This window comes from Oculatella sp. LEGE 06141 (assembly GCF_015207605.1).
Lineage (GTDB): Bacteria > Cyanobacteriota > Cyanobacteriia > Elainellales > Elainellaceae > Oculatella.
The window spans coordinates 24322-49098 of the sequence record NZ_JADEWO010000025.1 but is presented as its reverse complement, the minus strand read 5'-3'; the positions used below and the strand labels follow the sequence as shown (position 1 = coordinate 49098).

The 24777-nt window shown below is 51.9% G+C and carries 22 protein-coding genes and 1 riboswitch; of the genes, 11 read left to right on the top strand and 11 right to left on the bottom strand.

The window, feature by feature from the left end:
- The first annotated feature begins 4 nt into the window (after positions 1-4).
- Both IQ268_RS17270 and IQ268_RS17265 read left to right on the top strand, forming a co-directional pair.
- Positions 5-2302, top strand: a complete 2298-nt coding sequence (locus IQ268_RS17270) for a response regulator (RefSeq protein WP_193881595.1) — start codon at positions 5-7, stop codon at positions 2300-2302.
- A 75-nt stretch (positions 2303-2377) separates the two neighbouring features.
- The gene (locus IQ268_RS17265; RefSeq protein ID WP_193881592.1) at positions 2378-3010 is read left to right on the top strand and encodes a sporulation/spore germination protein; all 633 of its coding nucleotides are present in this window, start codon (positions 2378-2380) and stop codon (positions 3008-3010) included.
- A gap of 140 nt (positions 3011-3150) precedes the next feature.
- Here IQ268_RS17265 and IQ268_RS17260 read toward each other — a convergent pair whose 3' ends face one another.
- The 5 genes from IQ268_RS17260 to IQ268_RS17240 form a co-directional block, all read right to left on the bottom strand.
- Entirely contained in the window at positions 3151-3690 is a 540-nt protein-coding gene (locus IQ268_RS17260) for an NUDIX hydrolase (protein ID WP_193881589.1), read from the bottom strand.
- Positions 3691-3737: 47 nt separating this feature from the next.
- A complete protein-coding gene (gene folK, locus IQ268_RS17255) occupies positions 3738-4235 on the bottom strand; it encodes a 2-amino-4-hydroxy-6-hydroxymethyldihydropteridine diphosphokinase (protein WP_193881586.1) in 498 nt (165 codons plus the stop codon).
- Positions 4236-4241: 6 nt separating this feature from the next.
- Complete coding sequence (locus IQ268_RS17250; protein WP_193881583.1) at positions 4242-4481, bottom strand: 2Fe-2S iron-sulfur cluster binding domain-containing protein; 240 nt, start codon at positions 4479-4481, stop codon at positions 4242-4244.
- Between the two features lie 105 nt (positions 4482-4586).
- Positions 4587-6083, bottom strand: a complete 1497-nt coding sequence (gene cobQ, locus IQ268_RS17245; RefSeq protein ID WP_193881580.1) for a cobyric acid synthase CobQ — start codon at positions 6081-6083, stop codon at positions 4587-4589.
- 258 nt (positions 6084-6341) lie between these two features.
- Positions 6342-6761, bottom strand: a complete 420-nt coding sequence (locus IQ268_RS17240; RefSeq protein ID WP_193881578.1) for an Npun_F0494 family protein — start codon at positions 6759-6761, stop codon at positions 6342-6344.
- Positions 6762-7281: 520 nt separating this feature from the next.
- Positions 7282-7421, top strand: a riboswitch (guanidine-I (ykkC/yxkD leader).
- Positions 7422-7614: 193 nt separating this feature from the next.
- On the opposite strand from IQ268_RS17240, the gene IQ268_RS17235 reads away from it, so the two are divergent.
- From IQ268_RS17235 to IQ268_RS17205, 7 genes are all read left to right on the top strand, one after another.
- Positions 7615-8802: an agmatinase family protein gene (locus IQ268_RS17235; RefSeq protein ID WP_193881575.1), complete on the top strand. Its 1188-nt coding sequence runs from the start codon at positions 7615-7617 to the stop codon at positions 8800-8802.
- A gap of 12 nt (positions 8803-8814) precedes the next feature.
- Entirely contained in the window at positions 8815-9204 is a 390-nt protein-coding gene (gene hypA / locus IQ268_RS17230; protein ID WP_193881572.1) for a hydrogenase maturation nickel metallochaperone HypA, read from the top strand.
- A gap of 5 nt (positions 9205-9209) precedes the next feature.
- Positions 9210-9929 carry a hydrogenase nickel incorporation protein HypB gene (gene hypB / locus IQ268_RS17225; RefSeq protein WP_193881569.1) on the top strand — a complete coding sequence of 240 codons (720 nt, stop codon included), beginning with the start codon at positions 9210-9212 and terminating at the stop codon, positions 9927-9929.
- A 51-nt stretch (positions 9930-9980) separates the two neighbouring features.
- A complete protein-coding gene (locus IQ268_RS17220; RefSeq protein WP_193881566.1) occupies positions 9981-11027 on the top strand; it encodes an ABC transporter substrate-binding protein in 1047 nt (348 codons plus the stop codon).
- Positions 11028-11033: 6 nt separating this feature from the next.
- Positions 11034-11891 (top strand): ABC transporter permease, encoded by an 858-nt coding sequence (locus tag IQ268_RS17215; protein ID WP_193881564.1) that lies wholly within the window; start codon positions 11034-11036, stop codon positions 11889-11891.
- A 71-nt stretch (positions 11892-11962) separates the two neighbouring features.
- Positions 11963-12739 (top strand): ABC transporter ATP-binding protein, encoded by a 777-nt coding sequence (locus tag IQ268_RS17210; RefSeq protein ID WP_193881561.1) that lies wholly within the window; start codon positions 11963-11965, stop codon positions 12737-12739.
- 678 nt (positions 12740-13417) lie between these two features.
- Positions 13418-13801: a response regulator gene (locus tag IQ268_RS17205; RefSeq protein ID WP_193881557.1), complete on the top strand. Its 384-nt coding sequence runs from the start codon at positions 13418-13420 to the stop codon at positions 13799-13801.
- A gap of 31 nt (positions 13802-13832) precedes the next feature.
- On the opposite strand, the gene IQ268_RS17200 is transcribed toward IQ268_RS17205, so the two are convergent.
- The 5 genes from IQ268_RS17200 to IQ268_RS17180 are packed head-to-tail and all read right to left on the bottom strand — an operon-like array spanning position 13833 to position 20589.
- A complete protein-coding gene (locus tag IQ268_RS17200; RefSeq protein ID WP_339383366.1) occupies positions 13833-14852 on the bottom strand; it encodes a phosphotransferase in 1020 nt (339 codons plus the stop codon).
- Between the two features lie 56 nt (positions 14853-14908).
- Positions 14909-16759, bottom strand: coding sequence for an ABC transporter ATP-binding protein (locus tag IQ268_RS17195; RefSeq protein ID WP_193881551.1), 1851 nt, complete (start codon positions 16757-16759; stop codon positions 14909-14911).
- A complete protein-coding gene (locus IQ268_RS17190) occupies positions 16756-17934 on the bottom strand; it encodes a glycosyltransferase family 4 protein (protein WP_193881548.1) in 1179 nt (392 codons plus the stop codon). The genes IQ268_RS17195 and IQ268_RS17190 overlap by 4 nt, the downstream gene beginning before the upstream one ends.
- Positions 17934-19193, bottom strand: coding sequence for a glycosyltransferase family 4 protein (locus IQ268_RS17185; RefSeq protein WP_193881696.1), 1260 nt, complete (start codon positions 19191-19193; stop codon positions 17934-17936). The genes IQ268_RS17190 and IQ268_RS17185 overlap by 1 nt, the downstream gene beginning before the upstream one ends.
- Before the next feature lie 37 nt (positions 19194-19230).
- The gene (locus IQ268_RS17180) at positions 19231-20589 is read right to left on the bottom strand and encodes a glycosyltransferase family protein (protein WP_228035460.1); all 1359 of its coding nucleotides are present in this window, start codon (positions 20587-20589) and stop codon (positions 19231-19233) included.
- Between the two features lie 919 nt (positions 20590-21508).
- On the opposite strand from IQ268_RS17180, the gene IQ268_RS17175 reads away from it, so the two are divergent.
- Positions 21509-22393, top strand: a complete 885-nt coding sequence (locus tag IQ268_RS17175; RefSeq protein WP_193881545.1) for a sulfotransferase family 2 domain-containing protein — start codon at positions 21509-21511, stop codon at positions 22391-22393.
- Between the two features lie 79 nt (positions 22394-22472).
- A complete protein-coding gene (rarD, locus tag IQ268_RS17170) occupies positions 22473-23372 on the top strand; it encodes an EamA family transporter RarD (protein ID WP_193881542.1) in 900 nt (299 codons plus the stop codon).
- Between the two features lie 156 nt (positions 23373-23528).
- Here the strand turns inward: rarD and IQ268_RS17165 are convergent, their stop codons facing one another.
- Positions 23529-24767, bottom strand: a complete 1239-nt coding sequence (locus IQ268_RS17165) for an AGE family epimerase/isomerase (RefSeq protein WP_193881540.1) — start codon at positions 24765-24767, stop codon at positions 23529-23531.
- Between the last annotated feature and the right edge of the window lie 10 nt (positions 24768-24777).

The following is a 24777-nucleotide window of genomic DNA, read 5'->3' as shown; positions in this document are numbered from 1 at the left end:
GGGAATGTCCGATTCAGTCATCAAGATTTTGCTAATTGAAGACAACCTTGGTGATGCTCGCCTGCTGCAAGAAACGCTGGCAGAAGCTGACATTGCTCACTTTAACCTGACCCATGTGGAGTGGCTGAGCCAGGGCATTAAACGGCTAGACCAGGAGGCATTTGATGTGGTCTTGCTGGATTTGTCGTTGCCCGACAGTCAAGGGTTAGAAACGTTTCGCAAGGCTCAGCATCAGGTTACGGCTCTGCCGATTATTGTTTTAACCGGGTTAAATGACGAAGAGCTGGCGGCAATGGCGCTGCAAGCCGGGGCACAGGATTATCTGGTCAAGGGGCAATTTAGCGGCGATTTGTTGGCACGATCGATTCGATATGCGATCGAGCGGAAACGAGCAGAAGAGGCACTGCGAACGGCTGCTACTGAAAATTTGCTGCTGGCTCAGGCGATTAACTCGGCTTCGGATGGCATTATCATTACCGACCCTAACCAGCCGGATAACCCCATTATTTATCTCAACTCGGCGGTTACACGCATTACGGGCTATGGTTCGGAGGAGGCGATCGGGCGTAACTGCCGTTTTCTACAGGGCAAGGGCACTGACCTGCATACGGTGGCCAGCATCAGTCAGGCGATCGCCGACCGCAGGGAACTGAAAACCACTCTGTTGAACTACCGCAAAGACGGTCAACCGTTTTGGAACGAGCTAAAAATATCGCCGGTCTTCTCGGATGACGGGGAACTGCTTTACTTTATCGGTACGCAAACCGATGTAACTGAGGTGCGACGCGCCGAGCAGAAAATTCGAGAACAGGCGGCTTTGCTGGATATCGCCACGGATGCCATTCTGGTGCAGGATCTCGACAACCGCATTCTGTATTGGAACAAGGGGGCAGAACGGCTGTATGGCTGGAAATCGGAAGAAGCGATCGATCGTCAAACCGGACGGCTGATCTACAAGCAACCTTCACCCCATGATGCCGAAATTTGGGAGGCACTGTTGGCAAAGGGCGTGTGGCAGGGCGACTTGAATCAAGTTACCCAGAGTGGGGCTGAAATCACGGTTGAAAGCCGCTGGACGCTCGTTCGAGATGAAACAGGGATTCCGCACTCGGTGCTGATTGTGAGCACTGATATTACCGAAAAGAAGCAGTTAGAAGCGCAATTTTTGCGGGCGCAACGGCTAGAAAGTTTGGGCACCCTGGCGGGTGGCATTGCCCACGACCTGAATAATATGTTGTCTCCCATTTTGATGGCTGTGCAGTTACTTGAACTAAAGACAACCGACCCCCAGAGCCAGCAATGGTTAAACACGCTAGAAACCAGTGCGAAGCGAGCGGCTGAACTGGTTAAACAAGTTCTCTCGTTTGCACGGGGGCTGGGGAGTGAACGGGTGTTGCTGCACCTTGACCGGGTCGTGCCGGAGGTAGAACAGATTGTGCGGGAAACCTTTCCAAAATCGATTGAAATCAAAACCAGTGAGATGGCGGCAGGAATATGGTCGGTGTTGGGGGATGCAACTCAACTGCATCAGGTATTGATGAATCTCTGCGTCAATGCCCGTGATGCCATGCCCAGAGGTGGGGTATTACAAATTACGACTGAAAATCTGTTGGTGGATGAAAACTACGCCCGGATGAATATCAGCGCTAATGTTGGCCCCTATGTCGTGATCACGGTTTCTGACACAGGTACAGGAATTGATCCAGAAACGCTAGATCGGGTCTTTGAACCTTTTTTTACGACAAAAGAGGTGGGAAAGGGCACTGGACTGGGGCTATCGACCGTCATTGGTATTGTGAAAGATCACGGTGGCTTTGTGACGGTGTACAGCGAGGTTGGGAAGGGGACTCAGTTCAAGGTTTGTTTACCGGCGATCGCCACAGATGAGGTTGGTCAGGAGTACGAACCAGATTTGGGCTTGCCCCAGGGGCAGGGTGAATTAATTTTGGTGGTGGATGATGAAGTGGCGATTCGCGAAATTACTAAGACTTCGCTTGAAGCTTGTAACTACAGGGTGATGACAGCCAATGATGGGATTGAGGCGATCGCGCTGTATGCCGAACACCGACAGTCGATCAACGCCACCCTGATGGATATGATGATGCCAACAATGGATGGAGCAACGGCGATTCGCACCTTGCAAAAAATCAACCCCCAGATCAAGGTGATTGCGGTCAGCGGTTTGTCATTGAATCAGCAGTCTGCGATTAGTTCTGGCAACGGCGTGAAAGCCTTTTTGCCCAAACCCTATACTGCCGAAACCCTATTACGAACGTTACGGAATGTGCTGGATGAACCCTGAGCCGTTTGCGGTTGATAGGGTGCCTGTTCTAGATGTTGATGGATTTGAGGATAAATGGATTTGAGGACAGTCAAGATGAACCGAAACGCTTCGTTGATAGCGGTTGCCTTTAGTGCGATCGTTATGGGATTAGGAGCGTGTGTTGCTCCAGAACCGTACGCCAATGATGGTCGAGTGCTGGCAGATGCCGTTCCCGAAGTGCTGCCGTCTAGCCTGGATGATAGCACGTCTGCTCCTGCCGAACCGGGGAGTCAACCGTTTGGGGCGGAACCCACAGATGATTCTGCGGCAACGGCTCCATTGCAGTCTGCTGAACCCAACGTTGATGATCTGGATGGGTTGATAGCTGATGCCCCCACCGAGATGACCTCCGTTATGGTCTACAAGGTAGACAACGAGTGTGCCGGGATGGTGCCAGAACCCGTGGAGGTGCCAATGAACCAGCCGATGGATGGCGCTGTGGGTGAGGTGATTGCAACCCAGAGTAACGGAGACTTTAAGCTCTCTGGTTATCGGGTGAATGTCTCTGGAGGCGTGGCTACTGTGGATTTGCGTTTGGCGGCAAACTCTCGCCGCAAACTTGTTTCGCTATCAAGCTGCGAACAATATGCCCTGTTTGGCAGTTTACGAGAAACGTTGACCAAAAACTCGCAGTGGGGAGTGCGCTCGGTGCGCTTTACCGAACGGGGAGAGGCGATCGCACTCTAGCACTTAGAAGATGGTTAAGGGTCATGGTTAAGGGCTATGTAGCCTTACCTGGCGGGAAGCACGCTCAAGCGACTGCAAGGGGATGATCTGCCGAATGCTATGAACCTGGCGAGGGCTGGTTAAACCGCCTTCAGGCGTGATTACAGCAGTGGACGCGCCAGCATCAGGCTGGAAATAGATTTTGAATCAACGGGTTCTCCACGGCGAATGGCGGCTTCTAGCTCGTCTAACGTCATTAGCACCGTTTCCAGGTCTTCGTCGGCATCCATTGCGGGCGGAACGTCTAGCTTTTCCAGGTCTTGTGCCAGGAAAGCGTAAATCATTTCATCTGAATAACCGGGAGCCAGGTAAAACTTACCCAGGTCAGTCCAGCGGTTAGCACGATAGCCTGTTTCTTCTTCAATTTCGCGCTGGATGGTCGTCAGGGGGCTTTCGTGCGCTTCTATGGTTCCGGCTGGAAACTCTAATAACCGTTGCTTTGCCGCAAAGCGATATTGACGAACCAGTACTAGTTTGCCGTCTGCGGTCACCGGAATAGCAAGCGCTCCGCCCGGATGACGAATACATTCCCAATCTCCCTCGGCCTGATTGGGAAGCCGCAGACGGCTCACTTCAAAGCTAAATTTACGTCCCTGGTACAGCAACTTCTGTTTGAGCAGTTGGGGAGGTTCTAAAGCCATGAACGGGGTAAGGGTGAACGGTTGAACTCAGCAGACATGCACCCTGTTTAAGGTTGAATGCCTTTGACTCCAGAACAGTCTACCGCCTTCAGTAACGCCGCGATCGCTTTTCCAGAAATTGGTTCGACCCAGTCGGGGGCAATTTCGGCCAGTGGCACCAGCACAAAGGCGCGTTCGTGCAGGTGCGGATGCGGAATTTGCAGTCCAGGTTCGGCCATGACAATGTCATCAAACAGCAGCAAATCCAGGTCGAGCGTGCGTGGCCCCCAGCGTTCTCGGCGCTCGCGGCCAAACTGAGCTTCGATCGCCAGCATGGTATTTAGTAGGGCACGCGGCTCTAGCTGGGTGAGCAGCAGGGCACAGGCGTTTAGCACATCGGGTTGAGGCGGGCCAACCGCCACGGTTCGATAGACCTGAGAACGAGTCTGCACTGAAATGCCAGGCGTTTGGTGCAGTTTAGCCAACGCCAATTCCAGGGTGGTGCGCGAGTCACCCAGATTGCTGCCCAGGGCGATCGCCACCTGATGCCCTTCATCCACCATCATTGAGCTTCACCAGGTCGGGTCGGAGTAGAGGTTGATAGTTAATTCTGTTTGCCCTGGCGGTATGGCTGAAATGCAGGCACAGATGGCATCTCCGCCATCTACTTCTACCTCACAGGCATGACAAGACCCCATCAAACACCCCGTCGGAATGCACAGTCCGGCGCGATCGGCCACCTGGAGCAGAGGTTCTCCAACTTCCGCTTCAATGGTGACGTTATTGGGAAGAAAACGGACGCTAACGCTCATAACAGCACCCTATCAACTGCGTCAAAGCTTTGCTGAGTCGCTCGTTTGAGCAATACACGAATTGCCTTCAAGCCTTTTAACCCTATTTGTCTGGCTATTTATTGGCTATTTATCCAGGTAAGACTGGAGCGGCGTTAAGTCCAGATAAGACTCAACTAAATTGGCCAGGGCATCTAGCATGGTTTCTCGCTGTTCTCGATAGTTCGAAATCCCCGTTGGCAAAGACTTCAACCCGCGCTGCTGCCGCAAACGGTTGAGCCATGCTCGTCGCCAGGGGCCGTTGTCAAAAATGCCGTGGAGATACGTGCCCCAAATTGATTGAGAGATATCCACTACACCCAGGTTGGAATCGTCAAACAGCGGTTTGAACATCGGTTTGCCGTCTTCCCCTTCCACATCAATCAAGTGGCTGCGTCCCTGGTGAATTTCGTATCCGGCTACGGGTAAGCCGGGCTGCGGATAGTTGGAGGTGACGAGCCGCTGGCGAGCCACTTTCTGCCCGGTAATCACTGTTTTGAGCGGAACCAGACCCAAGCCTTTATAGCGCCCTTCCTGTCCTTCTAGCCCTTCGGGATCTGCCAGCAGTTTACCCATCATTTGCAGCCCGCCACAAATGCCGAGGATGGTGCCACCAGCCGCCACATAGTTTTGAATCGCTTCTGCCATGCCAGTGCGCTGCATGGCAACCAGATCGGCAATGGTGGTTTTGGAACCGGGAATGATGACTGCGTCGGGGTAACCCAGGGAATCTTTGAGGCCAATGTATTTGACTGAAATAGTGGACTCTGACTCTAGCGGGTCAAAGTCGGTAAAGTTCGAGATTCTGGGAAGGCGAATCACGGCGATCGTTAATTCGCGGCTGGCCGTATTGTTGCTGCGATCGAGCAACGATAGCGAGTCTTCTGCCGGAAATGCCTGATCGAACCAGGGAATTACGCCCATCACCGGAATGCCTGTCCGTTCTTCCAGCCATTCAATGCCGGGTTGCAGGATCGATCGCTGTCCCCGAAACTTGTTGATGATGATGCCTTTGATTAAACTGCGCTCGTCTGGGTCGAGCAGTTCCAGGGTGCCAACCACCTGAGCAAATGCACCGCCGCGATCGATATCGACAATTAACAAAGTGGGTGCATTCAGGTGCTTTGCTACCCGCATATTCGTTAAATCTCGATGCTTGAGGTTGACCTCAACCGGGCTGCCAGCTCCTTCACAAATCAGTAAATCAAATTCTTCGCTCAAGCGGCTGAGGGATTCTTCAATCACCTGCCAACCGATCTCGAAATACTGTTCATAGTAATCGGCTGCGCTGACTCTGCCCGCCACTCTGCCTTTGAGGATGACTTGAGAGGTCATGTCGCCTTGTGGCTTGAGCAAAATTGGGTTCATTTCAACCCGTGGCATCACTCCAGCCGCCCATGCCTGCACTGCCTGGGCATGGCCAATTTCACCGCCCGTAGGAGCGACATAGGAGTTGAGCGCCATGTTTTGCCCCTTAAAAGGGGACACTCGCCAACCCCGCCGACTCAAAATCCGACACAGCGCCGCAGTTAAGAGCGATTTGCCAGCGTGGGACGTTGTCCCGACTACCATAATGGCCTTCATTCAAAACCTCCAAGACCCCTTAGCTGCCCAGCATCGTGCCGTGCTTCGCAAAAACTTCCTGACCCTTGACCACTTAATACGGGTTCAACTGGTTGACATCCGCTTAAGTCAATCGCTTAAAAGATGTTTTAAAAGTAGCAAATGTGCTGCCTTTGTCTCGTTTCTGGTGTGACTACCAGACGTTGAGCCTGCGGTCAGCAGGCAAAGGGAGCGGTTCGAGTGATACTCAACACTGTTCAAACAGCCTCTTAAGTTCAATCATTGTATCCAACCTGGCAGGCGCACCCATCGACTTAAACTGTTGTAGACGCGATCGAGCAACCTCGGTGCTGGAATGGTGCCACTGTGCTGCTGCCAGTGGTTGATCAGTTGATGCCCCAACGGAGTTAGCCTGAAACTGTCTGTAATGCCCTGACCATCCACTTCTCGTCGCAGAACCCCCACTTGAATCAGCCACAGCAGGCTGTTTTCTGCTGCCAACTCTGAAACGGCTCGATGGGTGTAGCCATGTTGCACACCCGCTTTGCTGGCGATCGCCTTCAAATCAACGCTGTGTTCGCGCATGGTGGCAAATAGCAACATTTTGAACGGAGCGCATCGCACAGCCCGTTCTGCTCGCTCTACTGTTTTGCGAGAGTAGTGAATCCATCGCGTCGGCTGAGGCTCAGTAAAGTTCATGAATACGTTCAATAAAATAGCGGGTTTGGGTGAAGCAACATTTAAAGCCTTAATGTACCGTCTCTATCTTATGATGATTCCCCTGATTCGAACGATGAATCTCGCGCGTCTGCTTCTACAGAAAAATACGGTTGCTGTCAAGCAAAATAAAAAATAAGGCCGTTTAGACGCTTTTGTAATCCAAAATACATTTTTAGTTCAAGTAGATTGGTAACTGTTTATCTAGGTTGAGGTGATTAAACGCGATCGCCTGACTTTAAGAGGCTGCGTTAAACGTGCTAGTGTCACTCGAATCTCCTTTTCTGGCTGTCCGCAGGCGCTAAGCCCGTTAGATATACCTGGAAAAGGAGCCAGTACAGTACATTGGCTACTTTTCAAACCTCTTAGATTTGTGCCTCTTGAATTCGTGATGATACACAGAGTTTTGATGGGGTTGCCAACGAGAAAGCGTAGGGTGTTTGACTCAGGTTCTACATTTAACTGCGGCTAGCACTAAGTTTTGCTTTAGCGGCCAGTACAATTCAATCGCTTCTAGGGTTCCGGTTCAGCGTCACTGGTTTGAATGCCTGGTCCAAGAGAAGCAGCTAGCCTCTGGGGCGATCGTTTGCTCTTTTGCAGATTGCCACGCTAGCCACACGGCGGGATAAAAGCCCGGGAGAAACAGCAGTCGGTGGACTGAGGTTACATCCTGGGCTTTTTAGGTTGAGTGCGTCATCCAGACAAGGCTTGCTCCCGCCATTGTGAATGCTCATTCCATTCACACGCTTGGGTTGGCGGTCTATTATCTGGATTTCAGCAACGTCATCAGCTCTAATAGATAGCGACTTGTGAACTCCCACCTAGGTGCTTTGAAATGACTGAACGTTCTGAAAATCCTGTTTTTCGCACTCCTGATGGTTCGGAAGCTCAATATGGGCTGGAGCGCGAGGCGCAATTGCCGATGACAGGCTGGCAGCAAGAAGTAGATCGAGGGCTGGAACTTGGCCTGGAAGCGGCGGCTAGCATTCGCGATCGCTCTATCCCTACTTTCTCACGCGGTGAGCTGCCCCATTATGCGGGGATTAATACTTTCCTCAAAGCGCCTTATCTGGAAGATGTCCGCAGGGTGGGCGAGTATGACGTGGCGATCGTGGGTATTCCGCACGACTCGGGCACTACCTATCGACCGGGAACCCGATTTGGCCCCCAGGGGATTCGCCGGATTTCTGCTCTCTACACGCCTTACAACTTTGAACTGGGAATTGACCTGCGGGAGCAGATTTCGCTGTGTGATGTGGGGGATGTGTTTACTATCCCGGCAAACAACGAAAAATCCTTTGATCAGATTTCCAAAGGCGTGGCGCATGTTTTTAGTTCGGGAGCGTTCCCTATTCTGTTGGGGGGGGATCATTCAATTGGCTTTCCTACGGTGCGAGGCATCTGTCGGCATTTGGGTGATAAAAAAGTGGGCATTATTCACTTCGATCGCCACGTTGACACCCAGGAAACCGATTTAGACGAACGGATGCACACCTGTCCCTGGTTTCATGCGACCAATATGGCAAATGCTCCTGCCAAGAACCTGGTGCAGCTAGGGATTGGCGGTTGGCAAGTGCCGCGCCAGGGGGTAAAGGTGTGCCGAGAGCGATCGACTAATATCCTTACCGTCACCGACATTGTGGAGCGGGGAATTGATGCAGCGGTTGACTTTGCCCTGGAACGGGCGCTCGACGGCACCGACTGCGTCTGGATCAGCTTTGACATTGACTGCATTGATGCCGGGTTTGTCCCCGGTACCGGATGGCCTGAGCCGGGTGGCTTACTGCCCCGTGAGGCGCTGTCGCTGCTAGGCAAAATTGTGCAAAAGGCTCCGGTTTGTGGAATTGAAGTGGTGGAGGTTTCCCCGCCTTACGATGTCAGCGATATGACGGCGTTGATGGCAACTCGCGTCATTTGCGACACGATGGCTCATCTGGTGCTTTCGGGTCAGCTTCCCCGACGAGAAAAGCCAGCCTACATTCATGCCGAAGCGAATATGCAAGTCGATCAAGCCTGGACGTAAGGCGTTACTGTCATGCATGAAACCGATATGACCAAGGCGTTAATTGTCACGGTGCAGGACTGGTGGGAAAGCCAACCCGATCGCCCCCACATTTCCCAGGTGCATCTCACGGTGGGACAGTTCACCTGTGTGGAACCGATGAGTTTGCAGTTTGCCTTTGAGGTGCAAACGCGCGGCACGTTTCTGGATGGGGCGGAACTGGTCATTCGAGAAACGCCTCTAATTGCCTTTTGCCACCGCTGCCAAAAGGAGTATCGTCCAGAGGTGGGAATTCAATATGCCTGCCCGGTGTGCCAATCGCCGATGGAAGACATTCTTTCTGGACGCGAACTGAAGATCGATCGCCTCGAATATTCAACCGATTCCCATTCATCTACTGCTCAGTCTGTCCACCCTACATAAGAGCTATGCATCAAACCTTTGACGCTGCGTTAGGTATTAACCTGCTACATGCCAACCAGGAAGGAGCCGATCACAACCGCGCCCACTTTGATCAGTGGGGCATCACCTGCTTTAACGTCATGAGCAGCCCTGGTGCTGGCAAAACAGCGCTGCTAGAGAAGACGCTCGCGGCGTTAAGCCCTGAGATTAAAATGGCGGTGATTGAAGGAGATATGACGACCGAGCTGGATGCCGATCGCCTGCGCCAGTATGGTGTGCCTGTGATTGCCATTAACACGGGGCGATCGTGCCATCTGGACGCCAAAATGGTGGCTGGCGGCATTCATCGGCTGGCGCACGACTACACGCCATCGGAATTTGACCTGGTGCTGGTCGAAAATGTCGGAAATTTGGTTTGTCCTGCGGAATTTGAAGTGGGTGAGCATGTCAAAGTGGCGCTGTTGAGCGTTACGGAAGGAGAAGATAAGCCGCTCAAGTATCCCATCATGTTCCAGGAAGCAGATTGTCTGCTGATCACTAAAACCGATCTGGCACCCTACGTGGAGGCCGATATGGAGCAGATTGCCGCCAATGTTCGCCAGATGAACCCTGATGTCACCATTATCCCAGTTTCGGCCAAAACGGGCGAGGGACTGGAACTCTGGTTTGAGTGGGTGCGATCGCACATTCGGGTACAGCTATTCACCAATTCAACTCAGCCGCGTCAACCGCAACCCGCTGCGTAATGCGGCTAACTCGTTAGCACCTGCTTTCTCAATCCTCACGAAGGAGAATCGATGAAACTTCGCAGATTACTATCATGGAGCGCAGTATTTTTAGTGAGTTTGATGGTGACGATCAGTTGTACACCATCGCAGCCGTCTTCCTCTACGTCAAACCCTTCTAGTCCGGCTCCGGCTGTAACCAGTGAACCTGTCAGGTTGGGGTTTAGCGCCTGGCCGGGCTGGTTTCCCTGGCAAGTGGCAGAAGAAGAGGGACTGTTTGAAGCCAACAATGTCAACGTTGAGTTGACCTGGTTTGATGGCTATCTTGATTCGATCAATGCCCTGGCGGCAGGTCAACTGGATGCCAATAGCCAAACGCTGAATGACACGATTAGCTCGGTATCGGGCGGAGCCGATCTGGTTATTGTTCTCACCAATGACAACTCGACGGGCAATGACAAGATCATTGCCGCAGAAGGGATTAACAGCATTGAAGATTTACGCGGCAGACGCGTTGCGGCAGAAGAAGGCACTGTGGATCATTTTTTGCTGCTGTTGGGGTTAGAACAGGCTGGCATGACCCAGGATGATATCGAGTTTCAACCGCTGGAAACGGGTGCTGCCGCTGCCGCTTTTGTTGCGGGTCAGGTGGATGCGGTGGGCGTGTTTGCCCCCTTCACCACCAGAGCGCTAGAGCGTCCTGGCAGCCAGGAGTTGTTTAGTTCTGCCGACTTTCCAGGTTCTATTTCCGACCACCTGGTAGTCAGCCGTCAAATGGTTGAGCAGCGACCAAATGATGTGCAAGCGCTGGTTAATACCTGGTTTGCGACGCTCTCGACCATTACGCAAGAAGGCGACAAAGCGCTGGATACGATGTCGAAACGGGCAGGTGTGACGCTGGACGAATACAAGGAGTATGACGCTGGCACCACTATTTTTGACATTGATGACAACTTACAGGCCATGCAACCTGGTAATGACATGACTTCTTTGCCCTATGCGGCAGAGCAGATCAGCAATTTCCTGGTGCAGAGCGGTTTGGCTCCAGAAGCGCCTGATTTAAGCAACCTGTTTGACGATCGCTTCATTCAGACGTACGCCGAGTCCACTCCTAGCTAGAGAACAATGCACCCTCCCCTTGAACCCAGCCAGAGTACTGACCTTGCTCGTGAGCCAAAGATGCTTCAGCCGACTGTGTTTTGGCGAATTGCCGATGCCATTCCCCGGCGGCTGAGCTGGCTGCTCATGAGTATTTCGATCCTGTTGCCGCTGCTTTTATGGTGGCTTGGCTCAACCTGGATTGCCAGCAGTCCGGATGCCAATTCTCTGTTTTTGCCCACGCCGATCCGGGTGTGGGAGGCATTTCTGCGGTTATGGTCAGACGGTACGCTGCAAAACGACATTGCCTACAGTTTGTTTCGTGTCCTCAGCGGCTTCTTGCTGGCTGCGATTATTGCCATTCCGCTGGGGTTGTTGATGGGGTCGTTTGCCAGTGTGCGATCGCTGCTAGAACCGATCATTGGCATTGTCCGTTATATGCCTGCGCCTGCGTTCATTCCGCTGCTGATCTTGTACTTTGGCCTGGGGGAGGTGCCCAAGATTTTGCTGATCTTCATTGGCACTCTTTTTTTCAATACGCTAATGGTGATGGATGCGGTTAAGTTTGTTCCTAAGGATTTAATTGAAACCACGTACACCTTAGGTGGGCGACGGCTGCAAGTGCTGCTGCAAGTGATTTCACCCTATACTTTACCCAGCATTATTGATGCCTGTCGGGTGAACATGGCGGCGTCGTGGAACCTGGTGATTGTAGCGGAACTGGTTGCTGCCAGTGAAGGGCTTGGCAAACGTATCAGCATTGCCCAACGCTTTTTGCGTACCGATGAAATCTTTGCCGGACTGATTGTGATTGGTTTAATTGGTCTGGCGATCGACCTGCTGTTTCGGCTGCTACTGCGCCTGAGCTGTCGTTGGGCAAACTGAACTGGCTCAACTGTGTGAATTGATACCTGACCTGTTGTAAGTTTCCTCTCACCCTATCCTGATTTCCTGCCATGCACCTTGACGTTTCTCAGCTCTACAAGCAGTTTCCCACTCGCAACGGCGCAATGGTCGCGCTCAAAGATATTAATCTCCATGTGGAAGAAGGAGAGTTTGTCTGTGTGGTGGGTGCGTCTGGTTCTGGCAAATCAACGCTGTTGCGGCTGGTTGCAGGGTTGGATATGCCCACGGCGGGCGAGATTAAGGTGGATGGAGTTTGTGTGACCGGGCCGGGAGCCGATCGCGGTCTGGTTTTTCAGACATACACTCTGTATCCCTGGATGACGGTGTTACAAAATGTGGCGTTTGGGCTGAAATTACAGGGGGTTTCGGCTCCGGAGCGGCGACGGCAAGCCTCTTATTATCTGGATGTGGTGGGGTTAACTAAGTTTGCCAATTCACTGCCGCGAGAACTATCTGGCGGTATGAAGCAACGAGTGGCGATCGCACGGGCACTGGCATCTCGGCCTAAAATTCTGCTGATGGATGAGCCGTTTGGGGCGCTCGATGTGCAAACGCGAGAGGTGATGCAGCTCTTTTTGCTGGAGGTGTGGCGACGAACACGGACTAGCATTCTGATGATTACGCATGATGTTGAGGAAGCCGTGTTTTTGGCGCAACGGGTTTATGTACTCACGTCTCATCCGGGGACAGTTCGCTGCGAAATTCTGATTGATCTGCCGGATGACCGCACTTACCAAACGAAGCGACAGCCGAAGTTTCAGACGTATAAGGATGAAGTCACCGATTTGTTGCGGGGTGAAGTGGAAGCGGCGATTTTGACCAGCTAGGCGATCGCCACTTCTAAAACGAAAGATAAGACGTGCCGTTTGAGCATGTCGCTACTTATAGCCATTTTCATTTGCATTCACCACATCTCAAACCCTACACCCCACACCATCCTGGCGAGACTGTGGCGTACTCGATTGAGAACTGCTGTATGATCGGGCGTTGCGGCATGGAGCGAGAATGGATGGATCGTTGAGCGGTCATGACTCCGATCGCCCCTAAACCGCCTTTGGGGAACGTTTGACGATGCGGAAGTCTCCACCGTTGGGGTGTGGGGACAAATTCGTATGCTGATTCAGCAATGCCAGGAATTATCCTCTACAAGCAGGATTTCTTTTTTGGTTTAGACCAAAAGGGTGACTGCAAAAATACGTAAATTGCGGTATATTTTATTACATGGTTTACGGAGTTATTCTGTAGAGCTGAACACTATTATCTCAGTTACCTTCACCCATTAATGATAGGTTGGTGAAGACCTATTGTTGTGAACAGATGGTTAGGAGCGATCGCCAATGTTGTACAGCATTGGTGCTCTGTTCGTAACGTAATGTTACTAATCCTGTTCAGTCTGCCCAATGGCTCCTTTGAGTTCAGTGGCCTATCCATGCAACGGCCTATTAATTCAATGACCTATCCATGAGAGCGCAAAGAACGACACGACAGGGAACGATCGGTATTCTATGACTATTAAGCGTATTCTGGTAATTGATGATGAGGCGGACATTCGTGAAATCGTCAAGGTAAGCTTGCAAATCACCAAGCAATGGGAGGTCTTCACAGCCGATTCTAGCGCTGAAGGAATTGCGATCGCTACGGCTCAACAGCCCGATGCCATTCTTTTAGATGTAATGATGCCCGACATGAATGGTCTGGATACTCTTCAACATCTCAGTCAAAATCCGGCGACGCAAGCTATTCCAGTGATTTTATTGACAGCAACAGTGAAGGTAGTTACTCAACGGCAGTACCTCCAGTTAGGAGCCAAAGCAGTGCTAATTAAACCCTTTGATCCCGGACTGATTGCCAGACAGATTGAACAAGTGCTGGGTTGGGATGTGATGTGATATGCGGTTGGCGATTATGATGGTGCTGTTGCTAATGCACTCTTGACCACAATTGGGCAAGGCGATGTTCACACAGCTCCAGTAGAGACTGGGTGAACGGGCGACGGTTCGGAAACTGAGTACTCAGATAGATATGTCGTACCAGGGTTAACGTTGTGTAAGCCTGGATTGATAGCTGAGTGGTTGCAGGGTTAAGGCGCAAAAAGTGGTTTTCTAACGCGGCTTCTCGATCGGCCAATGTATGGATGCTCCCCAGGGTACGAAGGCTTTGCTCGGTGATGTGTCCAATGAAATTGCCAATGTCCAAGCTGGGGTCACCTTCACAGTACAAGTCGAGATCTAATAAATAAAGGCGATCGCCATCTACAATGATTTGGTCAGGATAAAAGTCTCGATGAATGCCCTGTAAATTAGGTTGTGGCATTGCAGATCCTAAGCGATCGCACGCGTCCAAAATATCTTCTAACCGCTGTTGCCATGTCGGATGCTGTTGCAATATCAGGGGAAGGCGATCGTGTAATATTTGCAGTTCATCGACGATGGTATGACGGCGATGAGACGGAATGCCAGCCCGATGCAGTTTATCAGCCGCTTCAGCAATTCGCTGTGCCAGGGTAACACCGTTGGGCTGAGGCAGGAGTTGAGTGGCGATCGTCCCTGGTACCTTGTGCTGAAGCCACATGTGAAAGGCTGGAATGGCTGCTACTGGCTCTGGTACGGAAATGCCGTCTTCACTATCGGCAGTGAACCCGGCATTCCACAAAGCGTGCTGGAGCCGATAGCTAAACACATCTGTTCCTTTTGCTCGAACTTTGCCAATCAGGGTGATTAATTGAGATGACCCGGAAGGGTTCATCTCCAGATCATACTCAATCAGGCAACGCCGACCCGGTTTATGACGAATCACCCGAATAGCGCGAAGTTGGGCGGTGTTGAGGTGGGGCGGGAGATGGTGGGCAAATTGCGGCTGCACCTGCACCGGATCGAGTGCCCCTGATAGAAAGGGCATGGTTGGGTCGGCAATGATATTAAACGGATCGGTTATTAACACGGTCAATGATCGATGGTTTGGTTGATTTAATTCATGAGCCGACCTTTGCTGGTCGTTTAGGACATGAGCGCATCAGACATACCTTCGTTGTGATGAACTGCCGACTGCATTTGATACAACGTGGCGTATCGACCGTTTAGCCGCATTAGTTCTGCATGAGTTCCCTGTTCAATGACTCGTCCCTCTTCCATGTAGAGAACGCGATCGGCACGGGTTGCAATATACAAATCGTGAGTAATCAGAAAGGTCGTGCGGTTATGGGTGAGGCGTTCCAGGGCTTCTACGACCACCTGTTCGTTCTCCTGGTCGAGTCCGGTGGTGGGTTCATCCAAAATCAGGATGGGAGCTTTGCGAATGGCGGCACGGGCGATCGCCAACCGCTGCCGTTGTCCACCCGAAAGAGTGGCTCCCCGTTCACCCAGAATGGTGTCATATCCTTTGGGCAGTGCTGCAATGAACGGGTGGGCATTGGCCAGATGAGCGGCGGCTTCAACCTCCTGACGGGTGGCATGGGGCACCCCATAGGCAATGTTTTCCCAAACTGTGGCAGCAAACAGCAAACTATCTTGCAACACCACGCTGATCTGCGATCGCAGGGTTTCCAGGGTATATTCCCGAATGTCGCGCCCATCGATTACGATTCGCCCGTGAACTGGGTCATAGAGCCGCAGCAGCAGGCTCATTAGTGTGGATTTGCCGCTACCGGAGGAACCGACGATCGCTATTCGCTGTCCAGGCTGCACCTCCAGATCAATTTGCTTCAGCCGATCGTGGCCGGGTTCATAGGCAAAGCTAACTCGCTCGAAGCGCACCGCGCCTTGAAATGGAGGAGCCGGAATCGCCCCCGGCAGATTGCGAATATCGGGCGTTTCTTCTAACACATCCAGAATGCGATCGCCCGATGCCGCCGCTTTTGCTAACCGTCCCGTATACTTAGCAAAGTTTTGGACAGGCTTGAAGGCGTTTTTGAGGTAAGTAAGGAATACCAGCACATCCCCAGGGGAAAGGGCATCGCGCAGCACCAGACGGGAGCCGTACCAGAGGACGATCGCCGTACCGATGGCAATGACGACATCAACGGTGCGTTCTAAACTGGCGGCCAGTCGCTGGGTTTCTACACTCTCCTTCAGGCTTTTCTGGTTGTGCTGGGAAAAGACATTGGCAAAGGCCGTTTGGAGCGAGAGAGCCTGCACCAGTTTGATGGCTCCAATCGATTCTGCTGCCGTTGCTGCGACTGCACCTTCTTGCTGCCGTTGCACTATAGACGAGTGACGAATTCGCTGGCTGAGGCGAGTGGTGGCTAAGCCGAATAAAGGAAAGGTAAGCAGCGAGAGCAGCGTCAGGTCGCGATCGAGCCAAAACATGACTCCCACCATGCCAAACAGGGTCAGAATGCTGACCATGAGCGGCAAAAAAGCGGTGAGCAGAATTTCTTGCAAACGGCTGGCATCGCTGCTAACCCGCACAATTAAATCGCCGCTTCTGGCTCTGGTGTGATAGGAGAGGGAGAGATGCTGAAGATGGCGATACAGATGGTTGCGAACCTGAGTCATCACTCGACTACCCACCAGCGCCAGCCCAAAGGTGCTCCAGTAGGAGGCTAGCGATCGCAGTATGGTGATGGCAACCACCGCAATGGCTGAGAAGGTAAGCAGCAGTGCCGGATCAAGCTGATTCAGTACCGGAACCGCTGCGAGTCTTTCTCCTGCTGAGGGGATCAAAACATAGTCAAACACAAACTTTAACGGCCAGGGTTCCAGCAATCGTAGAACCACGTCGGCAACCAGGGCGATCGCCGAACCCACCAATAAGGTCTGCTGTTGCCGGATGTAAGGTGCGAAGTGGCGCAACAGTCGCCACAGGCTGGGCAAGGCTTGCTTGAGCGGTGGACGCGACTGCTTTTTCATGTCGCTACGCCTCCAGCCAGGGGTGGGGGACTCATGCCTGCGACTTGCAGCAATCGCTGGGCGATCGCATCCCAGGTATGATGCTCTGTTACCGTTTTGCGGGCGGCTTGCCCCAGTTGGGATGCAAGTTTGGGCGATCGCCACAGTTGATCCAGGGCGGCGGTTAACGCTATGGCATCCCCCGGAGGGCACAGCAACCCCGTTACACCATCGTTGATGACGTCGCTCAGTTGACCGATCTGGCTGGCTACAACGGGCAGCCCTGCCGCCATGTATTCATAAACCTTTAATGGCGAAAAATAGAAGTTGGCCTGGTTGGGATAGGGGGCAACGGCAACATCCATTGTTGCCAGGTATGCTGGTACGTCATTGGGCGCGATCGCTCCAGTAAATTGGACAGCGGCCTGTAATTCCCTCGTTGTTACGTCTGCCATTAAGGACTCTTTTTCTGGCCCATCTCCCACAATCAGCAGACGCGAATCGGGATGGTGGTGATGAAAGCGATCGAATGCGTCGATCAGGATGGGCAGCCCATGCCAGGGTTTGAGTGTGCCTACAAATCCGATGGTGAATGGGTGAGGCCGATCAAGCGGTTGAAGGTGAGCGGAAAAGCGATCGGGATTCACTCCATTGGGAATGATCTGAATAGAAGACGTATCCGCTACATACCGCTCTAAATATGTCTTGACTTCTGCCGATACGGCGATCAAAGCGGTTGCGGCATTAAACACTCGTCTGGCTACATCTTCAGCACTGGCGCGATCGACCAGACCTCGATGGGTGGCCTGTTCTTCAATGAGCGGTGCGTTTACCTCCAATAGTCCTGGAATGCCGAGCCATTTGGCATACTCTATGGCACTAAAGCTCCAGAGGGAGTAGCGCTCGTACACCAGGTCAAATGACCCGGCTAGCTCCAGTTGCAGCCGCAGCCCTGGATTAGTAGCCAGAGCAACCTGCTCTCGAACGGCGCGATCGCCTTTGGGAATGGCAGGCAATGGGTGAACCTGCACGTTGGTAAAGTCCGCAGGTGGATTTCCGCCCAGGCGGGTGGCAAATAGCTCTACCTGGGCACCCTGACGCTGCAATGCCCGAATGACTTCCTGCACGTGAATTGAACACCCCTTTTGCCCAAATACGGGAACGCCCGGATCGGCACAAACATAAGCCACTCGCATTAGCTCACCTCCTGTAAGGATGGGGTTTTGAGCGAATCGGCAGCATGGAAGAGGGTACGCAGCGCTGCGGCATTGCGATGAATGTCAAATTCTGTTTCAATTAGCTGTCGTGCCTGGGTTGCCACTTTTAAGCGCAGGCTGTTGTTGGTGAGCAATCGGCTGAGGGCGATCGCCAGTTTCTCTGGGTGATGTTGGGGAATCAGTAAGCCAGTGTCTTCATGCTGCACCAGTTCTGGAATTCCCGTTACATCAGTGGCAACACAGGGAGTGCCAAGCGCCATTGCCTCTAGCAGCACCGTTGGCAGTCCATCCCGATTGCCATCGGCACCAATCACATAGGGCGCGGCAAAGACAGCGGCTTGCTGCATCAGTTGAAATACCTCATTCTGCGGACGAGGGCCAACCATGTGAACCACTGTCTCCAGGTTTAATTGCTGTACCTGCTGCCGCAGTTCTGTTTCTAAGGAACCCGTGCCCACAATTTGGCAGGTAAAGTCAATCTCCTGACGCTGGAGAATGGCGCAGGCATCAATTAAATCAGGTACTCCTTTCTTTTCCACCAATCGACCAACGAAAAGAATGTGCGGCGGACGGTTTTGGGGAGGCTGATACTGTAACTGTCTTAAATCCAGCCCGTTGTAGATTCGCTGTACCCCATGAGCCGCCGCACCGTAGGTTTGCTGCAAGTAACGACAGTTGTAGTCACTCACTGTAACGACGGTTGCCGCATCCCGCAACTTGCGCTGCATATCCTCTGGTTCCACGCTGTGATGAAAAATATCTTTAGCATGAGCCGTGAAGGTATAGGGCACGCCTGCAAAATGAGAGGCCAGACGAGCAACGCTGGTGGCGACACTGCCAAAATGGGCGTGAAGATGGGTGATGCCTTTGAGCCGTACTTCACGCGCTAACCAGGCGGCCTGATACACGCTGCTGGCTCGTTCTCCCTCGGCAATGGCGATCGCTGCCCAAAAGTTGGGAATGACCTTGCTGGCCTCTTGTAACTCTGCCCAAAAGAAGCTGGCAGCCGTGGGAGTTAGGGTATTTAATGAAGCGCTGACCCGCCCCTGAGACGGTTTGCGGATATAGTTTACCGGAGCACGCACCTGAGAAATAATGTTTTGAAAGTGCGTGTCGCAAGGAGGCCGCAGGGCAAAAATTTCGACGTCTACCCCTGCCGCTTCGTGTGCCAAAATTTCATTGACTACAAATGTTTCAGAATATCGAGGATAGCGTTTCAGCACATAGCCGACGCGCATTGGCTTCTTCATCTCGGTTCTTAACTCCTGGGTTACTCTATGAAGCATGTTGGGTTGAGTAATGGTCAGTGGTTAGCGTCGCTTCTAAAAGCTGGGGCAAGCGGTTTAACCCGTTCAGGTCAAGGCGATCGCGTATCAGAGGAGAAGCCCATGATTGAGCAAACCAATCGCTGATGGCGATCGGGCTGAGGCGATCGGGGTGAAGCACATCGACTATTCCCAGTTGTTGCAGCCGTTCAGCCCGAATGAGTTGTTCTCGTCTGGGTTTAATGCGCGGTACAATCAACGCCCGCTTTTCAAACGACAGGATTTCACAAATGGTGTTGTAACCGCCCATTGAGACGACCCAATCTGCCTGTTCCAGTAGAAGGGTGGGTTCCGCCAGATAGTCCAATACCGTGAGCCGGGAAGACTGCGCGGCATAGCCTTGCAGCCGTTGACGCAGTTTGGCTGGCATCAGCGGGCCAGTTAGAATGACACCGTTGGTATCTGGCGGACGTTCAGACCGGGCAAAGGCTTCTGCCAATCGCGCTCCATCCTGGCCGCCCCCCACCATACACACCGCCAGCCGCCCCGGAGGAAGAGCTATATTGGCGATCGTGGCACTCTCGTCGGCAAACTTGAGGCGAAATCGCTGGTCAAGATAGCCGATGTGATGAAACTTAGCCGCAACATCGGGGGCAAAGCGGCATTCCCGTGTAATGTCATAAACAGATGGGTCGCCATATATCCAGACCGCATCGTAGTATTTGCGAATGGCCTCGTCATTGGCGGCACGCTCCCAATCGCGACGGACGATCGCAGGGTCGTCTAATATGTCTCGTAAACCCAAAATGCAGCGGGTTGTTCCGTGTTCACGCAGATACTCCAACGTTGGATCTAACTCTCTAACGGCACCTCGCGGTACGTTATCGACAATCAGCACATCTGGTTTGAAGGTGGCAATGGTGGCGCGAATGACTTGCGATCGCAGTGCAATGATTTCCTTTAATGAGATATCCCACCGTCGAGGTTGATATTGCCCATCTATCCCTTTGTAGAGTGCAGGGAGGGTTAAATAATCGACTCCAGGCGGCATTGAACCATTACTGGCATCATTCATGCCGCTAATCATCAAGATATCGGCTGGCAGTGTAGAATAGCCCAAGGCTTGCGCGATGAGCAAGTTACGGCGCTTGTGTCCCAGCCCCATCGTATCGTGGGAGTAAAGGGCAATGCGCCACTTACGTGGGGTACTTGTAGTAGGACTCACCACTTCTGGAGGGGCGGCATAGGTAGAACCGTCTTTCTGAGGTAAATCCATAACAATAGGGTTGGTTGGCGTGCCGAAGGCTACAGAAACCACCTTTGGACTGTGGGGTAGCGTCTGGGGCGATCGCGGCAGTAATTTTTTCATCAGCACTTTTCCCACTATTTCTTTACTCTTGACAGGTTGATCACCATCGAGATGACACACTGATCGGTTCCAGGCTCTTTTTCGAGCCTCTCATTTTCTAAATCCTGGTCTGGCTACCCGTCACTCCAAAACAGGTTGTTTCATTTAATTCATTCCATTAGATGTAGTATTCATCATTGGAACGTTGTATTGTTTCAATCCATAATGGAAAGATTTGCACTGGATAAGATTCATCTGCCGTGCGGATATTTAACGTTTCATTATTTTCTGTTTAAAGGCGGTTTAAGGCTATCTTGTAGTTTCTTTGCTGTTAATGAAGCAGCGATGAATGAAGGGTGAGAATTCTCTAATGTTTAGAGGTTGCTTTAAACGTCAAATGGGCTGCATTCGTCCTCTAACTCCCTCAACCGTGGGGGATTAAGGTCTGCCACTGACCAGAAAAGAGGACGGCTTGAGTGATAAACGGCGCGTCTCAACCGTTCTCTCAAGTACACTCGATCGCCTCTGTTCAACTACTACGATTAACTCTCTTTTTTGTTCCTGGTTTTGTTGCCGTTGTTTGTATTTTGATTCGCCATAAAGTCATCCAACAGCACTCATCTGCACAATATTGCCGTTTCATGGAATAACCTGGCACTGAGAAGATGTTTGAAAAGTAGCAAATGTCCTGCATTCGCCCCCTAAATCCCCCAGAATTGGGGGACTTTGAACGAGAATCGGCTCGGAAGTCCCCCATCTTGGGGGATTTAGGGGGCGGTTCGAGTGACGTTCAGCACTTTTCAAACATCCTCTGAGGCATCGATCGGCTACTGCGCTTGATGTCGGCACTTCGTGCTAAATCTAATTGAACCCCTACTCCATTGGTTGAGTAGACTAAATTAGCCGAGTAGACTAAGACAGTCAGACGGTTTGCAAGCCTATGCCATCAAATTTGACGCTTATCTTTTTACACATTCCCAAAACCGGAGGACAATCGCTTAAACAACTCTTTCGTCGTCATTATTCGGCAGATACCCTATTTCTAATTAATCAGAAACGACCGGGACAAACCCTGCATGATTTGCGATCGCTGCCGCTGGAAAAACGGCAACAGTTACGATGCGTTGCGGGTCATTGTTCCTTTGGTATTCATTTGGATCTGGCACAGCCCAAGGCTCAATATCTGACGTTGGTGAGAAAACCCGTCGAACGAGTCATTTCTCACTATTATTTTGTGCGCGGTCTGCGGCATCACCCGTTGCATGAACAGGCCAAGCAAATGAGTTTGGCCGAGTATGCCCGTTCCGGTATTGCAGAAATTGATAACGGGCAAACGCGAATGTTAACGGTTACTGGAGATAGCATTCCGTTTGGCGCTTGCACGCCTGAGTTACTGGAGGAAGCCAAGCAAAATCTTAGAACTCACTTCACTGTTGTAGGAACAACCGATCGGTTTAATGAAGTGGTGGTGTTGCTACACTACCACCTGGGAATAGTGCCGTTTTATCATCGGGAAAATGAGACTCGTAATCGCCCCAAACAAAGTGCTGTCTCGGCAGAAACAACAGCAGCCATTATGCAACACAATCGGCTAGACCAGTCACTATATGACTATGCTAATCAACTACTGGACGAACAAATTGAACGGTTAGGGTTACCGTTTTTGCTCCAGTTCCAACGGTTCAAAGTACTCAATTCTGTGTATGGCGTTCCAAATTCTCTGAAGGTAACAGTGAAGCGATCGCGCCAACGCTGGTCTAACCAATTCAACCGCCACTTAAAGAAGGTAAGAAAAACGTTGAGACGAGTGAGACACAAACTTTGAAGGCGGCATGTTGCCTCATGCTGGCGATGTTTCTGCACACGCTACGATGGATTACTGCACTGTTATCTGTTAATCTCCCTTGAACCGTTCTTCCGAGTTATCTACCTCATCGGCTCGCACAGGTGCCATCTATGCGATCGTCGCTTACACCACCTGGGGGTTGCTACCCCTGTACTGGAAATGCTTTGGGCAGGTTCCTGCGATCGAGGTGTTGAATCATCGCATCATCTGGTCAATGGTATTTTTGAGCGCAATCCTGGCTCTACAGCGACGGCAAGCAGAGGTTGCTGCCCTCTGGCAGTCTCCGCGTCGGGTCGCTATGCTGCTGGCTACGGCTCTCCTGCTTTCTTTTAACTGGGGGCTTTATATCTATGCAGTAAATGCCGATCGCGTGGTGGAAACTAGCCTGGGTTATTTCATTAACCCATTGGTCAGTGTTCTGCTGGGATTTGTGTTTCTTAAAGAGCGATTGAATCGGGGGCAATCCTGTGCGGTGGTGCTGGCAACCATTGGGGTGGCGTACTTTGTTTGGCAGTTGCAAACTGTACCGTGGATTGCGCTGGGGTTGGCTTTCTCTTTTGCTATCTATGGTTTGCTGCGAAAGGTGGTGGTGGTTGCGCCGATGGTTGGTCTGGCGGTAGAAACGTTGCTGGTAACTCCGGTCGCTCTGGCGCTGGTGGGATATTGGGCGATCGCCAACACCGGGCATTTTGGTACTAACTGGCTCACGACTCTACTGTTCATTGGGGCTGGCATCACAACATCATTGCCGTTGCTGTGGTTTAACAATGCGGCTAAACGATTGCGGCTATCGACCCTTGGCTTTTTCCAATATCTGGCTCCCAGTTTGCAGCTTAGTTTGGGAGTCCTGCTTTACCATGAACCGTTTACGTCTACTCATGCTGTTACCTTTAGTTTCATCTGGACTGCCCTGCTGCTTTATTCCATTACGTCTTTGATGGCTCAGCCGCAGAAGTAGGTGCCAGGGGTGGCCGTTATTGAAACTGACATTATCGTTCTACCCATTATTGTTTTACCATCACACACCAGGCAATGAAGGCTGCAAAGCCGATGTAGCTAAAAACAGCGACCCAGTCCAGCCAAATGTTGGCATGGGTCAATCCAAGCTCATCCATTAAGTATCCTCCTCCTGTACCCGATCGGGCTGGACTGGTGCATTCAAACTGAGCGCTTCAAATTGCTGCCAACCCAGGTAAAGCGATCGCGGCACATGAAAGCACCCTTTCCATTTGCCACCTTTGAGATTGAGTAAGACTTCACCACGACGGTTGAGGTAGCCGAACCACTCTCCATAGTCTGGGTCGGCAAAATGCGACCAGGTATAATCGTGCAGGGTTTGGTACCACGTCCAACAGGCTTCGCGCCCCGTCAGGCGATACCCCATCGCCAGGGCAACCAACGCCTCCAGATGAACCCACCATAGCTTTTGATCCCATTCCAATTGCTGTGGCGGATACCCTTTTGCATCCATAAAGTAATACAGGCCGCCATAGTCGCTGTCCCAGGCAACGTTCAGGATATTGAGGACAACGTCAACAGCCTGGTTGATGGTTTTGGTGTCACTGTGGCGATGGGCAATATCCATAATGAACCACATTGCCTCAATGCCATGACCGGGGTTTAGCAGCCGTCCGTCAAAACAGTCTACATATGAGCCATCAAGGGCAACGTTTTCATACATCAGGCCGGGAACTGGTAAGCCAGAATGGGGGCGATCACCCGCTAAAAAATCGGTCATGACTTCCTGCACCGTTGCCTCCAGAATGGCTTCCAGGGTATCGCTTGGCAACAGCCAGTCCATCTCTAGAGACAGGTTTGCCAAAATCATGGGTACTGCCAGCGCTTTCAGGGGACGGGTGCCCGGATAGGTTTTGGTGTAGCGACCTTTAGGATCATCTTTACGGCGCAAAACGTTGTGATAAGCCTGTAACGCCACCTGCTTTGCCCACTCTTCACCCGATGCCAGGGCATATTGGCTAAAGGCCATAGCCGCAAAACAATCAGAAAAGATGTTGTAGGGTTGCACCAGGGGAGTGCCCTCACGGGTGAGCGCAAAATACCAGTTGCCGTCGGCATCGCGTCCATGTTGAGCTAAAAAATTAGCGCCATTAGCCGCAATGTTGAGCCAATCTTGGCGCTGTTCTAGCTGGTTATACAGCATGGAAAAGAGCCAGACCTGACGATTTTGCAGCCAGACAAACTTATCTGTGTCATAAACACTGCCCTCTCGATCGAGACAGGTAAAGTACCCGCCTTGCTGCCAATCGATAGAGTGCCTTTCCCAAAAGGGAATGACATCATCCAGAAGCGCGTTCTTGTAGTGTGCAGCCAGAGCTTTAAAGTCGTGCACCATGATCCTCTGA

What these genes read in the sequence shown, in the direction of transcription:
- IQ268_RS17270 (WP_193881595.1), top strand. Translation starts at nt 5, where the DNA reads ATGTCCGATTCAGTCATCAAGATTTTGCTAATTGAAGACAACCTTGGT.
- IQ268_RS17265 (WP_193881592.1), top strand. Translation starts at nt 2,378, where the DNA reads ATGAACCGAAACGCTTCGTTGATAGCGGTTGCCTTTAGTGCGATCGTT.
- IQ268_RS17260 (WP_193881589.1), bottom strand. Translation starts at nt 3,690, where the DNA reads ATGGCTTTAGAACCTCCCCAACTGCTCAAACAGAAGTTGCTGTACCAG.
- folK (WP_193881586.1), bottom strand. Translation starts at nt 4,235, where the DNA reads ATGATGGTGGATGAAGGGCATCAGGTGGCGATCGCCCTGGGCAGCAAT.
- IQ268_RS17250 (WP_193881583.1), bottom strand. Translation starts at nt 4,481, where the DNA reads ATGAGCGTTAGCGTCCGTTTTCTTCCCAATAACGTCACCATTGAAGCG.
- cobQ (WP_193881580.1), bottom strand. Translation starts at nt 6,083, where the DNA reads ATGAAGGCCATTATGGTAGTCGGGACAACGTCCCACGCTGGCAAATCG.
- IQ268_RS17240 (WP_193881578.1), bottom strand. Translation starts at nt 6,761, where the DNA reads ATGAACTTTACTGAGCCTCAGCCGACGCGATGGATTCACTACTCTCGC.
- IQ268_RS17235 (WP_193881575.1), top strand. Translation starts at nt 7,615, where the DNA reads ATGACTGAACGTTCTGAAAATCCTGTTTTTCGCACTCCTGATGGTTCG.
- hypA (WP_193881572.1), top strand. Translation starts at nt 8,815, where the DNA reads ATGCATGAAACCGATATGACCAAGGCGTTAATTGTCACGGTGCAGGAC.
- hypB (WP_193881569.1), top strand. Translation starts at nt 9,210, where the DNA reads ATGCATCAAACCTTTGACGCTGCGTTAGGTATTAACCTGCTACATGCC.
- IQ268_RS17220 (WP_193881566.1), top strand. Translation starts at nt 9,981, where the DNA reads ATGAAACTTCGCAGATTACTATCATGGAGCGCAGTATTTTTAGTGAGT.
- IQ268_RS17215 (WP_193881564.1), top strand. Translation starts at nt 11,034, where the DNA reads ATGCACCCTCCCCTTGAACCCAGCCAGAGTACTGACCTTGCTCGTGAG.
- IQ268_RS17210 (WP_193881561.1), top strand. Translation starts at nt 11,963, where the DNA reads ATGCACCTTGACGTTTCTCAGCTCTACAAGCAGTTTCCCACTCGCAAC.
- IQ268_RS17205 (WP_193881557.1), top strand. Translation starts at nt 13,418, where the DNA reads ATGACTATTAAGCGTATTCTGGTAATTGATGATGAGGCGGACATTCGT.
- IQ268_RS17195 (WP_193881551.1), bottom strand. Translation starts at nt 16,759, where the DNA reads ATGAAAAAGCAGTCGCGTCCACCGCTCAAGCAAGCCTTGCCCAGCCTG.
- IQ268_RS17190 (WP_193881548.1), bottom strand. Translation starts at nt 17,934, where the DNA reads ATGCGAGTGGCTTATGTTTGTGCCGATCCGGGCGTTCCCGTATTTGGG.
- IQ268_RS17185 (WP_193881696.1), bottom strand. Translation starts at nt 19,193, where the DNA reads ATGCGCGTCGGCTATGTGCTGAAACGCTATCCTCGATATTCTGAAACA.
- IQ268_RS17180 (WP_228035460.1), bottom strand. Translation starts at nt 20,589, where the DNA reads ATGAAAAAATTACTGCCGCGATCGCCCCAGACGCTACCCCACAGTCCA.
- IQ268_RS17175 (WP_193881545.1), top strand. Translation starts at nt 21,509, where the DNA reads ATGCCATCAAATTTGACGCTTATCTTTTTACACATTCCCAAAACCGGA.
- IQ268_RS17165 (WP_193881540.1), bottom strand. Translation starts at nt 24,767, where the DNA reads ATGGTGCACGACTTTAAAGCTCTGGCTGCACACTACAAGAACGCGCTT.